Origin of the sequence: Pannonibacter phragmitetus, assembly GCF_050510895.1 — a bacterium.
In the GTDB taxonomy this organism is placed as follows: Bacteria; Pseudomonadota; Alphaproteobacteria; order Rhizobiales; family Stappiaceae; genus Pannonibacter; species Pannonibacter phragmitetus_B.
Window position 1 is genome coordinate 4,224,110 of the sequence record NZ_JBNINT010000001.1, and the last position, 13,442, is coordinate 4,237,551.

Annotated in this window: 12 protein-coding genes, 1 other RNA gene and 1 pseudogene; 12 read left to right on the forward strand and 2 right to left on the reverse strand. The window is 63.7% G+C overall.

The window, feature by feature from the left end:
* Window positions 1-61: 61 nt before the first annotated feature.
* The 4 genes and pseudogenes from ffs to ACQB61_RS20365 all read left to right on the forward strand — a co-directional run bounded on the left by ffs (window position 62) and on the right by ACQB61_RS20365 (window position 3,763).
* Window positions 62-159, forward strand: an RNA gene (gene ffs, locus ACQB61_RS20350) — signal recognition particle sRNA small type.
* A gap of 205 nt (window positions 160-364) precedes the next feature.
* Window positions 365-2,283, forward strand: a pseudogene (locus tag ACQB61_RS20355) (DNA polymerase III subunit gamma/tau).
* A 208-nt stretch (window positions 2,284-2,491) separates the two neighbouring features.
* On the forward strand, window positions 2,492-3,115 hold the full coding sequence (locus ACQB61_RS20360) for a helix-turn-helix transcriptional regulator (RefSeq protein ID WP_430514435.1): 624 nt from the start codon (window positions 2,492-2,494) through the stop codon (window positions 3,113-3,115).
* Between the two features lie 99 nt (window positions 3,116-3,214).
* Entirely contained in the window at window positions 3,215-3,763 is a 549-nt protein-coding gene (locus ACQB61_RS20365) for a YbhB/YbcL family Raf kinase inhibitor-like protein (RefSeq protein WP_430514095.1), read from the forward strand.
* Between the two features lie 84 nt (window positions 3,764-3,847).
* Here ACQB61_RS20365 and typA read toward each other — a convergent pair whose 3' ends face one another.
* The gene (gene typA, locus ACQB61_RS20370; RefSeq protein ID WP_430514096.1) at window positions 3,848-5,668 is read right to left on the reverse strand and encodes a translational GTPase TypA; all 1,821 of its coding nucleotides are present in this window, start codon (window positions 5,666-5,668) and stop codon (window positions 3,848-3,850) included.
* Window positions 5,669-5,888: 220 nt separating this feature from the next.
* Here typA and ACQB61_RS20375 point away from each other — a divergent pair, with 220 nt between their 5' ends.
* The 4 genes from ACQB61_RS20375 (at window position 5,889) to folK (ending at window position 9,052) form a co-directional block, all read left to right on the forward strand.
* Window positions 5,889-6,329 carry a MarR family winged helix-turn-helix transcriptional regulator gene (locus ACQB61_RS20375; protein ID WP_430514097.1) on the forward strand — a complete coding sequence of 147 codons (441 nt, stop codon included), beginning with the start codon at window positions 5,889-5,891 and terminating at the stop codon, window positions 6,327-6,329.
* Window positions 6,330-6,427: 98 nt separating this feature from the next.
* On the forward strand, window positions 6,428-7,624 hold the full coding sequence (locus tag ACQB61_RS20380; protein WP_430514098.1) for a multidrug effflux MFS transporter: 1,197 nt from the start codon (window positions 6,428-6,430) through the stop codon (window positions 7,622-7,624).
* Between the two features lie 102 nt (window positions 7,625-7,726).
* A complete protein-coding gene (gene folP, locus ACQB61_RS20385) occupies window positions 7,727-8,548 on the forward strand; it encodes a dihydropteroate synthase (protein WP_430514099.1) in 822 nt (273 codons plus the stop codon).
* Window positions 8,549-9,052, forward strand: coding sequence for a 2-amino-4-hydroxy-6-hydroxymethyldihydropteridine diphosphokinase (folK, locus tag ACQB61_RS20390; RefSeq protein WP_430514100.1), 504 nt, complete (start codon window positions 8,549-8,551; stop codon window positions 9,050-9,052).
* A 14-nt stretch (window positions 9,053-9,066) separates the two neighbouring features.
* Here the strand turns inward: folK and ACQB61_RS20395 are convergent, their stop codons facing one another.
* Window positions 9,067-9,801: a glycoside hydrolase family 25 protein gene (locus ACQB61_RS20395; RefSeq protein WP_430514101.1), complete on the reverse strand. Its 735-nt coding sequence runs from the start codon at window positions 9,799-9,801 to the stop codon at window positions 9,067-9,069.
* A gap of 236 nt (window positions 9,802-10,037) precedes the next feature.
* Here ACQB61_RS20395 and xth point away from each other — a divergent pair, with 236 nt between their 5' ends.
* The 4 genes from xth (at window position 10,038) to ACQB61_RS20415 (ending at window position 13,440) form a co-directional block, all read left to right on the forward strand.
* Entirely contained in the window at window positions 10,038-10,847 is an 810-nt protein-coding gene (gene xth / locus ACQB61_RS20400) for an exodeoxyribonuclease III (RefSeq protein WP_430514102.1), read from the forward strand.
* Window positions 10,848-10,923: 76 nt separating this feature from the next.
* Window positions 10,924-12,339: an oligosaccharide flippase family protein gene (locus tag ACQB61_RS20405; protein ID WP_430514103.1), complete on the forward strand. Its 1,416-nt coding sequence runs from the start codon at window positions 10,924-10,926 to the stop codon at window positions 12,337-12,339.
* A complete protein-coding gene (locus ACQB61_RS20410; protein WP_430514104.1) occupies window positions 12,332-13,288 on the forward strand; it encodes a GNAT family N-acetyltransferase in 957 nt (318 codons plus the stop codon). Before ACQB61_RS20405 ends, ACQB61_RS20410 begins: the two co-directional genes overlap by 8 nt.
* Window positions 13,285-13,440 carry a hypothetical protein gene (locus tag ACQB61_RS20415; protein ID WP_430514105.1) on the forward strand — a complete coding sequence of 52 codons (156 nt, stop codon included), beginning with the start codon at window positions 13,285-13,287 and terminating at the stop codon, window positions 13,438-13,440. Before ACQB61_RS20410 ends, ACQB61_RS20415 begins: the two co-directional genes overlap by 4 nt.
* Window positions 13,441-13,442: the final 2 nt, after the last annotated feature.

The following is a 13,442-nucleotide window of genomic DNA, read 5'->3' on the forward strand; positions in this document are numbered from 1 at the left end:
TTGCCCCTTTGGCATATGAGGCCTTGCCAAAGGGGCGTGTGCTTCTGATATAAGGGGCTCGGGAGGTTGGTGGTGGACGAGCCACTCGCCAACCGGGTCAGGTCCGGAAGGAAGCAGCCCCAACGAGTTCCGGCACGGGTCGCCGTGCCAGCCTCCCACCCTTTTCCCCGCGCAGATGCACCACGGCGTCGCGTCGCGTGCCTCAGGCGCGGCGGGGCTTCCGGCTGTCTTTCGCAAAGACGCCGGTTCCATGAATTCAAGACGGGGACAGGCGGGCTGGATGAGCGGCATGGACGGTGACAGCCCCGGAGGCAACAGCCTTGATCAGGTTGCTGAGCATGAGCGGGATGACCTGACGATCTCCATGTTTGGCGATGCTCCGGCTGAACCTGCACCTGCCGTGCCTGCAGCCCCATCCTCTGGCGAAGTGAAGCAGTCCGGCGCCTACCGGGTGCTGGCGCGCAAGTACCGCCCCCAGACCTTTGACGATCTCGTCGGTCAGGAGCCGATGGTCCAGACGCTGGAAAACGCCTTTGCAACGGGGCGTATTGCACAGGCCTGGATGCTGACCGGTGTGCGCGGTGTCGGCAAGACGACGACCGCCCGTATTCTGGCGCGTGGCCTCAACTATGAGATACCCGGCGAGGTGGAGCGCCCGACGGTGCAGCTCACCCGCGAGGGCACCCATTGCCGCGCCATCATGGAAGGCCGCCATGTCGATGTGATCGAGATGGACGCCGCCTCGCACACCGGCATCAACGATATTCGCGAGATCACGGACGCAGCGCGCTACCGCCCCGCTTCGGCGCGCTACAAGGTCTACATCATCGACGAAGTGCACATGCTCTCCAACGCGGCCTTCAACGGCCTGCTTAAGACGCTGGAAGAGCCGCCGGAGCATGTGAAGTTCATTTTCGCCACCACGGAAATCCGGAAAGTTCCGGTGACGGTGCTGTCCCGCTGTCAGCGGTTCGACCTGCGCCGCATCGAACAGCCCAAGCTCGTTGGCCTGCTGCGGCGCATTTCCAATGCGGAATCCATCGATATTTCCGATGATGCGCTGACGCTGATCGCCCGTGCGGGCGAAGGCTCGGCGCGTGACAGTCTGTCCTTGCTGGATCAGGCGATTGCCCATGGCGGCGGTCACATTGATGCGGATCAGGTGCGGCAGATGCTGGGCCTTGCTGACCGGGCGCGGGTGATCGACCTTTTCGGTCATCTCATGTCGGGACGCATTGCCGAGGCGATGGAAGAGCTGGCCGGGCAATACGCCATCGGCGGAGACCCTGCGGTCGTGCTGACGGATCTGGCCGACTTCACTCATCTGGTGACCCGGCTCAAGATCGTGCCCAAGGCGGGTGAGGAAGTTTCCGTCACCGAGACAGAGCGCCTGCGCGGGCGGGAGTTTGCCGAAAAGCTGTCGATGCGCGCCCTGTCGCGGGCTTGGCAGATCCTGCTGAAGGGCATTTCCGAAGTTCAGGCCGCGCCCAAGCCACTGGCGGCCGCTGACATGGTGCTGGTGCGCCTTGCCTATGCGGCTGATCTGCCGGATCCGGAAGAAGCGCTGAGGCTGCTGAAAAGCGGTGGCTTCCCGGCTCTGCCGGCAGGCGGCGCGCCGCAGGGGGCGGTCAGCAAGGTTCTGGCCAAAGTGGTGGCCAGAGCAGCGGAATGCAGGGCGGCGGCATGCAGCCGCAGGCTGGCGGCCAGAATGGTCCTGCAGGGCAGGGTGGCTACTCCGGCCCCACGATGAGCGGTGGCGCCCCGCGCCTTGCAGCCATTGCCGGTGGCGCAGCCCAGTCCATGGCTCAGCCGTCTCCTCAGCCCGTCCAGCAGCCTGCCGCCCAGCAGGCTCCCGCCGTTCACTTGCGCTCGCTGGCAGATTGCGCGGCGCTTGCCTCCGAGCGGCGCGACATTCCGCTGAAGGTCTCCATCGAGCGGCAGATGCGGCTGGTGAAGTTCGAGCCGGGGCGGATCGAGATCCAGCCGACGAAGGACGCAGGTGCGGATCTTGCCGGTGAATTCGGCCGCAAGCTGACCGAATGGACCGGCATGCGCTGGATCGTTTCCGTCAGCCGCGAGCAGGGCCGCCCGACGATCCATGAGGAGCGTGAGGCAACGCAGGCCCAGCTTCTCTCCGACGCCCGCTCGCATCCGACTGTCGCTGCGCTCCTGTCCGAGTTCCCCGGTGCCCGCGTCGTGGACGTGCGCGTCAACGAGGAAGAGGAAAGCATCGATGATCCGCTTCTCGCCGAAGCCCTCGGCACGGATGACGACGATCTGTGATGACGGACATCGCGCCGGTGCCGCAGCAGACCCAAGCTCTGCCGGGTATTGACGAAGCCGGGCTGTCGGTCTTTCCCGTCACGCAGGCGACGCGGGCGACCTTCACTGGTCTTTATTTCAGGCTGACATTCCTTTTTTCATTCAGACCGGCTCGAAGCGGGTCATTTGTCCCCGGAACGGGGAGCTCACCGGTCAGGCTGGGGACGTGATGATCTTTCCGGCAGGTTCGGTGGTCAACATGGAGAACCGCCCGGTTCCGGATGCAGACTACCGGGCCGAGGGCGTCAGCATCGCCCGCGATCTGGTGGATACGGTTTTCGGGGAGCACCCGGCGCGCAATGCTGCGCCCGGCATTCAGGTGCTGCGGGCGGTTCCGCACCGGCCGTCAGACATGCTTGCGCTGATCAAGGATACGCTTTCCCGGGAGGAGCTGCCGGAGCCGCTGCGCGCGCACAGGCTTCTGGAACCGCTGCTCTGGCTGCGCCACAACGGCGTGGAGCTTCCAGTGAAGGATGAGGAGCAGCCCTGGAGCAAGGTGCGGCGCCTGATCGAGAGCGATATCAGCCACCCATGGCGCCTTGCCGATGTAGCCCGGCATTTTGCCATGAGCGAGGCGACGTTCCGGCGCTGGCTGGCAAGGTCTGGGCCCGGTTTCGCCCAGCTGCTTCTGCACGCGCGGCTGGAGAGAGGTCTCTCCCTGCTGCAGGGAACGGATCTTCCGGTGTCCCGTATCGCCCTCGACTGCGGCTTTCAGACGCCTTCGCATTTTTCCGACGCCTTTCGAAAAAGGTTCGGAATCAAGCCTAGGCAGATCCGCCAGCGCGAGGATTGATCGTTTTTCGATAGTTTTTGACCATGAACCGGAAGCTGGCAGGGCTTTGCGGGGCTACTCCTGCGCACATGATCAACCGTCAAGAAAGGACACCGGATCATGTTTGCCAAGCTTTCTCTTTCCGGCCTGATGCTGGCCGCCACCATGGCGACGGCCGCCAGCGCGCAGGATTTCAAGCTCACGAGCACGTCCATTGCCGAAGGTGCGCAACTGGCGCCCGCACATGTCTTTGCCGGTTTCGGCTGCGAAGGCGGCAACACTTCCCCGCAACTGTCCTGGACCAGTGCGCCAGCCGGCACGAAGAGCTTCGCCATCACCGCCTATGATCCGGACGCACCGACCGGATCGGGCTGGTGGCACTGGACTGCGGTGAACATTCCAGCTTCCGTCACCTCGCTTGAGGCTGGCGCAAGTGGCGCAGGCAAGATGCCTGCGGAAGCCTCCGAGCTTGCCAATGACTACGGTGTAGCAGGATTTGGCGGAGCCTGCCCGCCTCCCGGCGAAGTGCACCGCTACATCTTCACCGTTCATGCCCTGCCGGTGGAACGGCTTGACCTGCCGGAGAACGCCAGCAACGCACTGGCCGGCTTCATGATCCGCGCCAATTCGATTGCTTCTGCGAAGATCACGGCGGTCTATAATCGTTGATGCGAAAAGCACCTGCCCAGTCATGAAAAACGAAAAGGGCAGCCGGTGAGGGCTGCCCTTTGATGTTTGCCGCTGTTGTCAGGCTTAGCTGCTCTTGGCGGCCGCACGCTCGGCGCGCTTGCGGTCGTTCGGGTCCAGCAGGGCCTTGCGCAGGCGGATGTTCTTCGGTGTCACTTCCACCAGCTCGTCGTCAGCGATGTAGGACAGCGCCGCTTCGAGGGACAGGCGGATCGGGGTGGTCAGCTTGACGGCTTCGTCCTTGCCAGCGGCGCGGATGTTGGTCAGCTGCTTGCCCTTCAGCACGTTCACTTCCAGGTCGTTGCCACGGGTGTGCTCGCCGATGATCATGCCCTGATACACCTTGACGCCCGGCTCGATCATCATCGGGCCACGGTCCTCCAGGTTGAACATGGCATAGGCCACGGCCTCACCGTCGCCGTTGGAGATCAGCACGCCGGTGTGACGGGTCGGAATATCGCCCTTGTAGGGAGCGTATTCGTGGAACACGCGGTTGAAGATTGCCGTGCCGCGGGTGTCGGACAGAAGCTCGCCCTGATAGCCGATGAGGCCACGAGTGGGGGCGAGGAACTGCAGACGGGTGCGGCCGCCGCCGGAGGGGCGCATTTCGCGCAGCTCGGCCTTGCGCTCGGACAGCTTCTGCACCACGACGCCGGAATGCTCCTCATCCACGTCGATGGTGACTTCCTCGATCGGCTCCAGGCGGTTGCCCTTCTCGTCGAACTGGAAGACCACGCGCGGACGGCCGACGCAGATCTCGAAGCCTTCGCGGCGCATGTTTTCGATCAGGATGGCGAGCTGAAGTTCACCACGGCCAGACACGATGAAGGCGTCGCCTTCCGGGGTGTCCTCGATCTTGAGCGCAACGTTGCCTTCCGCCTCGTCCATCAGACGCTTGCGGATGACGCGCGACTGCACCTTGTCACCTTCGGTGCCAGCCAGCGGGCTGTCATTGACGAAGAAGGTCATGGACAGGGTCGGCGGATCGATCGGCTGTGCCATGATCGGGGTGTTCACGTCCGTGGAGCAGAGCGTGTCGGCAACGGTTGCCTCCTGCAGGCCTGCGATGGAGACGATGTCACCGGCCTCGCCCTTTTCGATCGGCTGGCGCTCGAGGCCACGGAAGGCGAGCACCTTGGAGATGCGTCCGCTTTCAACCACCTTGCCTTCACGCGACAGAGCCTTGATGGGCATGTTCGGGATGGCTTCACCTGCAACGATGCGGCCCGTCAGGATGCGGCCCAGGAACGGGTTGCTCTCGATGGTGGTCGCCAGCATGCGGAAGGAGCCTTCCTCTGCCGTCGGTGCCGGAACGTGGCTGATGATCAGGTCGAACAGCGGGCCCATGGATTCAGCCGGACCGGTCGGGTCATTGGCCATCCACTCCTGCTTGGCAGAGCCATAGACGACCGGGAAGTCGAGCTGCTCTTCATTGGCATCGAGGGCGGCGAAGAGGTCGAACACCTCGTCCAGCACTTCCTCGGCGCGCTGCTCCGGCTTGTCGATCTTGTTGATGGCGACGATCGGCTTGAGGCCGAGCTTCAGGGCCTTGCCAAGCACGAACTTGGTCTGCGGCATCGGGCCTTCGGCGGCGTCCACCAGCAGAACCACACCGTCCACCATGTGCAGGATACGCTCGACTTCACCGCCGAAGTCGGCATGGCCCGGGGTGTCCACGATGTTGATGCGGGTGTCGCCCCACACCAGCGAAGTCACCTTCGCCAGAATGGTGATGCCGCGCTCACGCTCCAGGTCGTTGGAGTCCATCATGCGCTCTTCCGTGCGCTGGTTCTCGCGGAAGGAGCCCGACTTCTTCAGAAGGACGTCGATTAGGGTTGTCTTGCCATGGTCGACGTGGGCGATGATGGCGATATTGCGCAGCTTCATTAAGGGCTCCAAAGACACTGCGGGCAGGGTGCCCGCAGTGCTTGTCTTCAAATTGTGGCTGACGCCCGCTGGTGCTCACGGGCGGAAATTCGCGCCCTGTATAGTCTGCGGCGGCCATTTGTGCAACGCGGCAGCGCAGCTTGACGCAAATCAGCTGCCGCCCTAATTGTAAGGTAGCCTTACTATATGTCTGTCTTATGAAATTTGCGTGGTGCTTTTGGTGGCTGATCCGACCCTGGGTTTTCTCGTTGCCGACGTCGGCCGGTTGATCCGTCAGCGCTTTGAAGCGGCGCTGAGCGGCGTTGATTGCGGTCTGACGGCGGCAGAGGCGAGAACCCTTAACATGGTGCGGCAATTGCCGGATCAGCGCCAGGCCGCGCTGGCCGGCATGCTCGGCATCGAGCCGATGACGCTGGTGGGCCATCTCGACCGGCTGGAACAAGCGGGCCTGATCTGCCGCGAGGTCGACCCGCAGGACAGGCGCGCCAAGATCATTGTTCTGGGCGATGCGGCGCAAGGCGTACTGGCCAAGATAGATGAAGCCTTGCGCCAGGTCCGGGCTGAAATTTCCGGAGGGATGAGCCCGGAGGAGACGGCAGCAGCCATGCGCGTGCTGGCGAGGGTGCGGGACAATCTGGCAGAGGCCGCCAGCCAGACTTGATCAGCCAAGAGAGAATTGGGCGGGAAAATTCGGTTTTTCCTGGGCGGGGAGGGCCCGCACAACGGATGGATCAGATGCGGGACAGTGTGACACCTCCCATGAGCGAAAGGCGCACCGCCCTGATCGGCGCGGCGCTTGTGGCCATCGGGCCGATCTCCATGGCGCTTTATACCCCGGCCATGCCGGTGCTGGCGGATGCTTTCGAGACGACGCGCTCGATGATCAAGCTGACGCTGACGGCCTATTTTACCGGCTTCGCCCTGACGCAGCTGATCTGCGGGCCGCTGACCGATGCCTTCGGGCGCCGTCCGGTCACGATCGCATTCCTGCTGCTCTATCTCGCCTCGACCCTGCTGGCAGCCTTCGCGCCAAGTGTGGAAGGCATGATTGCCGCCCGCGCCCTGCAAGGCATTGGCGCGGCCATCGGTGTTTCGGTGTCCCGCGCCATCGTCCGTGACCAGTTCACCGGGCAGACCTCGGCGCGGATCATGAACACGGTGGCCATGATGCTCGCCATCGGCCCTGCCATCTCGCCCACTATCGGCGGGTTGACGCTGGAGTTTTTCGGCTGGCGTGAGATTTTCTATTTCATGATTGTCTACGGGGCGGTGCTGCTTGCGGCGGTGTGGATCTTCATGACGGAGACCAACCGCTATATCGACAGAGCGAATCTTCAGCCTGCACGGCTCGTCATCAACTATCTCACCCTGCTGAAAACGCCCTCGTTTTTACGGCCAAGCTTGCTGGTGGGCTTTGGCATTGGCACCATCTACACGCTGGCGACAATCCTGCCTTTCGTCCTGATTGATCACGTCGGGCTGACGCCAAGCGAGTTCGGCCTCGGCATGATCGTGCAGTCCGGATCCTTCATGGCCGCAACCATTGTCGCCTCCCGGGTGCTGCGGCGGCATGATGCGGGCAAGCTGGTGCCGCCTGCACTGTGTGGAATGGCGCTGGCGGCCGCGGCGATCATCGTCTCGCACGTCCTGTTTGCGCCGGGCTTTCTCAGCGTGATGCTGCCGGTGGGCGTGTTCTCCTTCTCGCTGGCCTGCCTTCTGCCTGCGGCCACCACGGCTGCACTGCAGGGCTTTCCGCAGCTTGCAGGCTCGGCGTCCTCGCTCACCGGGTTTCTGCAATTCGGCACCGGCATTCTCGGCAGTCTCGTGGCGGCCTGGCTAGGGGATCCTGTGCTGGCGCTGATCGTCGTGGCGCCTGGCATGATGCTTCTGGCGGCGGGGCTCTATCTGGCATTGACGCCGCTTGCCAATGCGAAGGATGGCGGGAGCGAAGTCTGATCAGCGCCTTTGCGGCGTTTTCTGTGCCGCAACCGTCCTGCAGCTTGACCTCTCCCCGTCAAAGCGCGACATAGCGCCTTCGATCTTGCGGGAGCTTCCTCAATGACACAGGCTGCCTATCAGCTGCCGGACCTTGCCGGTCCTGCCCGCCCGCATGTGATGGGCATTCTCAATGTCACGCCGGACAGCTTTTCAGACGGCGGCCGTCATGCTGCTGCGGAAGCTGCCATCGCCCACGCCCGGCAGATGATTGCCGAAGGTGCGGATATCATTGACATTGGCGGTGAAAGCACGCGGCCCGGCGCTGTGCCTGTCTCTCTGGAAGACGAGTGGGCCCGTCTTGCTCCGGTACTGGAGCCGGTCGTTGCGCTGGGCTGTCCGGTCTCCGTCGACACCTACAAGGCGGAAACCGCTCGCCGTGCCTGCTGCGCAGGGGCCGTGATCGTCAATGACGTCTGGGGGCTGCAGAAGGACCCGGCCATGGCAGATGTTGTGGCAGAGGCGGGCGTTCATGTGGTGATGATGCACAACCGCGAGGCCGCCGATCCGGATATCGACATTCTCGCCGATATCGACCGCTTCTTCGAACGCTCGATGGAGCTGGCAGACCGCGCCGGGGTCGCGCGGGAAAAGCAGATCCTTGATCCCGGTTTCGGCTTCGGCAAGACGGTGGATCAGAACTTTCAGGTCCTCAACCGCTTCAATACCTTGCATAAGCATGGCTTACCGCTTCTGAGCGGAGCCTCGCGCAAGCGCATGATCGCCGCCGTGCTGGATGTGGAGCCGCAGGAGCGGCTTTACGGATCGCTGGCGGTACATCTTCTGTCGCTGGAACGGGGCGCTGCGATCCTGCGCGTTCACGATGTCCGCCCGCATGTGGAGGCGGCGAAGATCTTTGCTGCCATGAAAAGGGAAGCCGTTTGAATGAGCCTTGCTGACAACGCGGTGCGCGCGGCGCTGGGTCTTGGCTCCAACATGGGTGACCCGAAGGCCAATCTGGCCGCAGCCATCGCCCGGCTTGATGCCAGTGAGGGCATTTCCGTTGTTGCGGTTTCCTCCGCCTACCGCACGCCGCCCTGGGGGCCGATCCCGCAGGATGACTACCGCAACATTTGCCTCGTCATTGAGACGGTGCTGAGCCCGCGTGACCTGCTGCACCGGTGCCTTGAGGTCGAACGGGAGCTTGGCCGCGTGCGGGATGTGCGCTGGGGCCCGCGCATCATCGATATCGATGTGCTGATCTATGGTGGTGAACAGGTGGAGGAGGAGCACCTCTCCATTCCCCATCCGCGCATGGGCGAGCGGGCCTTCGTGCTGGTGCCACTCGCTGAAATCTGGCCCGATGCTCCGATCGGCGGCGGCCGCACCGCCTCGCAGGCCCTCGCAACCTGCGAAGGCCGCGAGGAAATCGTCCTGCTGGCGGATTGAGCGGCTGATCCACCTCAGCGGTTCGGCAGTTCACCCCGCAGCCACTGCTGCCATTGGGCCCGCGTGCCGTAGAAGGCATTGCGGTCAACAGGGCCCTTGATGCCCCTGACGGTGCCTTGCGCGGTGTACTGCCAGAAGACCCAATCGTTGCGCTTGTCGTACTTGTAGCTCGGATGGCTGGCGACCGACCGCAGCCAGAAGTCATGGGCGGTGTATTTTCCGACCAGAACGTCCCGGTGGAAGTCGATGGTGGTGTAAACGACTGGCCGCTTGCCGTAATAGGCCTCGACCGCGTCGAGGAACACGCCGACGTCGGCAATGATCTTGTCTGCCGGAGGCGGCTTCGGGCAGGTCTTGGAGATGTGGTTCCACTCCATGTCCAGCACCGGCGGCAGTGCCTGCGGATCTCGCGGAACATTCTGGATGAACCAGGCGATCTGTTCTTCAACAGGGCGGCAGAAATAATAGAAGTGATAGGCGCCGCGCGGCACGCCAGCTTCCTTGGCCGCATACCAGTTGGTCACGAACATCGGATCGACAAAATCACCGCCTTCGGTTGCCTTGATGAAGGCAAACTCGACACCGGCGCGCTTCACCTCATGCCAGTTGATGTCCGCCTGCCAGCGGGACACGTCGATGCCGTGGACGGGGAAGTCCTGCGGCATGGGATCGCGGTACTCCACCCCCGAACAGGAGGAGAGGAGCGCGGTGAGGGCAAGCATGGCAAGGAAGCGCGGGCGCCGGAACACGTGTTCCTCCGGGTTAACGAATTACAAACACCTAGCGTCAAATTGCGCGAAAAGTCCTAACGGACCGTAGAGAAATCGTGGCGGGAATGGGGCATTTGTGGTTGCTCCGGCGGTGATGCACCGTCTTTGCGCTCTTAAACCGGCTTGACGGGCGGTGCTGCACGGGGTCACGTGCATTTTCAGATTTGTAACGCCCGCCGCAAAGCCTGTCCCGGCTCCAATTCACGGACCTTTTCATGACTGACCGCCTGACCCTTGCTACCTGGAACATCAACTCCGTCCGGCTGCGCATGCCGATTGTCGAGACCTTCCTTCTCACGCATGCGCCGGATGTGCTGTGCCTGCAGGAAACCAAGTGTCCGGATGCCAATTTCCCGTTCGGCGCCTTCCGCAAGCTGGGCTATGAGCACGTGGAGATCAGCGGTCAGAAGGGCTATCACGGCGTTGCCATCGCCTCGCGCCGTCCGCTTGAGGCCGTCGAGCGCCGGGATTTCTGCGGCAAGGGCGATGCCCGGCATATTGCTGTCAGTGTGCCATTCAATGGTGGTTCGTTCCGTCTGCATAACTTCTACGTACCGGCGGGCGGCGATGAGCCGGACCGGACGATCAACGAGAAGTTCGGCCACAAGCTCGACTTCATGGCCGAGATGAAGGCAATGCTGGCCGGGGACGAAGCGTCCCGTCCGGGCGTTGTCGTGGGTGATCTCAACGTCGCTCCCTATGAGCATGACGTGTGGTCGCACAAGGCGCTGCTGAAGATCGTCAGCCATACGCCGGTTGAAACAGAGCTGCTGGAAGCCATCCGCACCGGCGGCAATTGGGTGGATGTGATGCGCCAGCACGTGCCCATGTCTGAAAAGCTCTACACCTGGTGGAGCTACCGTGCAAAGGACTGGTCCGCTGCCGACAAGGGCCGCCGGCTCGACCACGTCTGGATGACCCAGAGCCTTGCCCCGCACGCCCGCAGCATCGAGGTACTGCGGGCGGCGAGAGGCTGGGAAAAGCCCTCCGACCACGTTCCGGTGATTGCGCGGCTGGAGGCGTGACGCCGGGATAGAGCGTCCGGACCTTGGCATAATCTTAAGTCCGCCGTGGCAGGATCGCGCCGTGGATGGATGAGCTGTGGGGCAGGAGCTGGTGCAGGCGCGAGACGGCGGCGGAAAGGCCGGGCAACAGGCAGCGGGTTTTCAGCGGCTCTGGCTGCGCCTTGCAGGCGAGGGCGCACGCAAAGCCGCGCTGGTGACACTGGCCATCCGTGTTGCAGGGGCCGCGCTTGCCTATCTGGCGCAGGTGCTGATGGCCCGCTGGATGGGCGCCTTTGACTACGGCATCTACTCGGTCGTCTGGACCATGGTGATGATCCTGTCAGTCTTCGCCTGCCTCGGCTTTTCCTCCTCGTCCGGCCGCTTCATCCCGCTCTACCGGGGCGAGGGTGCGCTTGCGCTGCTGCGCGGCTATCTCTTTACCAGCCGGGTCCTTGTTTTCGGCGCTGCCTGCGTCATCGGTGCGGGCGTGGCAGTCATGGTGATGCTGCTGCGCCCCATTCTCGATCCGGCCTACGTGTTCCCCTTGATCCTGGCGGCGCTGGCCCTGCCGTTCTTTGCCCTGGCTGGCGTGCAGGATGGCATTGCCCGTGCGCATGACCGGCCTGATCTGGGGCTGATGCCCAGTTTCATTTGGCGGCCCCTTTTGATCCTGCTGCTGCTCTATCTGGCCATGCAGGCCGGAACCATCCCGGATGCCGCCACCGCCGTGCTGGCCGGAGCCATTGCCAGCGCGCTCGTGGCGCTGGACCAACTGCGGCGGCTGAACCGGGTGATCGGCCGGCAACTTCCCGCCGGCCCGCGTGCTCATGCGCCGCGCCTGTGGCTGGCGGTCTCCCTGCCCATGCTGCTGGTGGAAGGCTTTCTGCAGCTCGTCACCAGCGCCGATGTGGTCATGGTCAGCTTCTGGCAGAGCCCGGACGAGGTCGCGGTTTATTTTGCTGCTTCAAAAACGCTGGCGCTGGTGCATTTCATCTATTTTGCCGTGCGTGCCGCATCCGCCCACCGCTTTGCTGCCCTGCACGTGGCTTCCCATGATGCCGGTGGGCGGGAAGCCTTTGAAGCCTATGTGCGCCGCGCCGGATTCTGGACCTTTTGGCCGTCGGTAGGAGCCGCTGGCGTGCTCATCGCCGCCGCACCCTTTCTGCTGGCGCTATTCGGGCCGGGATTCGAGGCAGGTACGCCGCTGATTGCGGTGCTGCTGATTGGTGTGCTGGCGCGGGCCAGCGCCGGGCCCGCCGATGTGCTTCTCACCATGTGCGGCCTGCAGAAGGCCTGTGCGTTCATCTATTCCGGCGTCTTCATCCTCAATGTGGGGCTGAACCTGTTGCTTATTCCATCCTTTGGCCTGATGGGCGCGGCTGTGGCGACCTCGCTTGCCATCACCGGCGAGGCGCTGGCGCTGATCTTTATCGCCCGCAGCCGCCTTGGCGTGCTGCCCTTTGCGCCTTTCGCCTTTTCTCTCGCACTGCGCCGGGAGGAGCTGCATGGCTGAGACAATGACACCACTGGAAGGCCTGCTGCTGCCTGTGGCCGATGCGCCGGAGTGGGATGCGCTTGTGCGGGAAGCGCTGAGCCCCAATCCCTTCTTTTCTCCGGCCTTTCTGGTGCCCTATGCCGCGCATCTGGGTCCTGCCGGTCTGAGGCTTGCTGTGGTTCGGGAGAAGGTGAGCGGCCGCTGGCTGGCTGCAGCTCCCGTTGCCCGGCGGCGATGCGGTTTCCTCCTCCGGGAAAGGACGTTGTGGGCAGCAGAATATGGGCCTTTGGGCGTTCCTCTGGTGCATCCTGAAGCTGGAAGTGAGGCGCTGGCTTTGCTTCTGGAGACGGCTGCGAAGGGCACACCGCTTCTGCGCTTGCCGTTCCTGCCTGTGGGCGGTGCCGTGACGCAGCGGCTGAAGACGGCTGCAAAGGGCTGGCGCTGGCTGGAAGGGCCTGTTGAAGAACGGGCTTCTCATGATGGCGGGGCAGAGGGCGAGGCACAGCTTGCCGCTGCCCTGACCACCAAACGCCGCAAGGAGATGGAGCGGCTGAAACGCCGCCTCTCGGAAGACGGTGAACTTGTTTTCGACAGCCTGAGCGGTGCTGACGCACAGGCTGCCATGGCAGAGTTTCTGGCGCTGGAGCAGTCAGGCTGGAAGGGAAGGGGCGCCACGGCACTGGCAAGCCGCGAGGCAACGCGCCGCTTTGCGGAAGGATTTGCCGCACGGCTCGCAGCGCAGGATGACTTGCGGCTGGACCGGATGCGGCTCGATGGCAGGCCGCTGGCGATGCTGGCTGTCATTCGCGCTGGAGGCCGCGCCTTTGCCTGGAAGATTGCCTTTGATGAGGGCTTTGCCCGCTTTTCGCCTGGCCAGCACCTCGCCCTGCATGCCATGCGGCAGACGCTTGCCGATCCGGCTCTGCCGCTGGGGGCGATTCGCTGGCCGTGCCCGGCCACCCCATGATCGAGCCCCTGTGGCGCGGGCGCATGGCCTACGCTCATCCCGTGCTGCTGCGTGGTGTCGCGGGGGCGGCACTGTACCGTCTTCAGAGACTGGACGCCTTCGCCTTCCGTGCCGCCAGAGCGTTGGCGCGGCGTGTTCTGCGGCGGGGGTGAGG

Excerpts from the sequence above, each read along its gene's own strand:
- ACQB61_RS20365 (WP_430514095.1), top strand. The coding sequence starts at position 3,215 with ATGTTTGCCAAGCTTTCTCTTTCCGGCCTGATGCTGGCCGCCACCATG.
- ACQB61_RS20360 (WP_430514435.1), top strand. The coding sequence starts at position 2,492 with ATGATCTTTCCGGCAGGTTCGGTGGTCAACATGGAGAACCGCCCGGTT.
- typA (WP_430514096.1), bottom strand. The coding sequence starts at position 5,668 with ATGAAGCTGCGCAATATCGCCATCATCGCCCACGTCGACCATGGCAAG.
- folP (WP_430514099.1), top strand. The coding sequence starts at position 7,727 with ATGACACAGGCTGCCTATCAGCTGCCGGACCTTGCCGGTCCTGCCCGC.
- xth (WP_430514102.1), top strand. The coding sequence starts at position 10,038 with ATGACTGACCGCCTGACCCTTGCTACCTGGAACATCAACTCCGTCCGG.
- ACQB61_RS20410 (WP_430514104.1), top strand. The coding sequence starts at position 12,332 with ATGGCTGAGACAATGACACCACTGGAAGGCCTGCTGCTGCCTGTGGCC.
- folK (WP_430514100.1), top strand. The coding sequence starts at position 8,549 with ATGAGCCTTGCTGACAACGCGGTGCGCGCGGCGCTGGGTCTTGGCTCC.
- ACQB61_RS20380 (WP_430514098.1), top strand. The coding sequence starts at position 6,428 with ATGAGCGAAAGGCGCACCGCCCTGATCGGCGCGGCGCTTGTGGCCATC.
- ACQB61_RS20415 (WP_430514105.1), top strand. The coding sequence starts at position 13,285 with ATGATCGAGCCCCTGTGGCGCGGGCGCATGGCCTACGCTCATCCCGTG.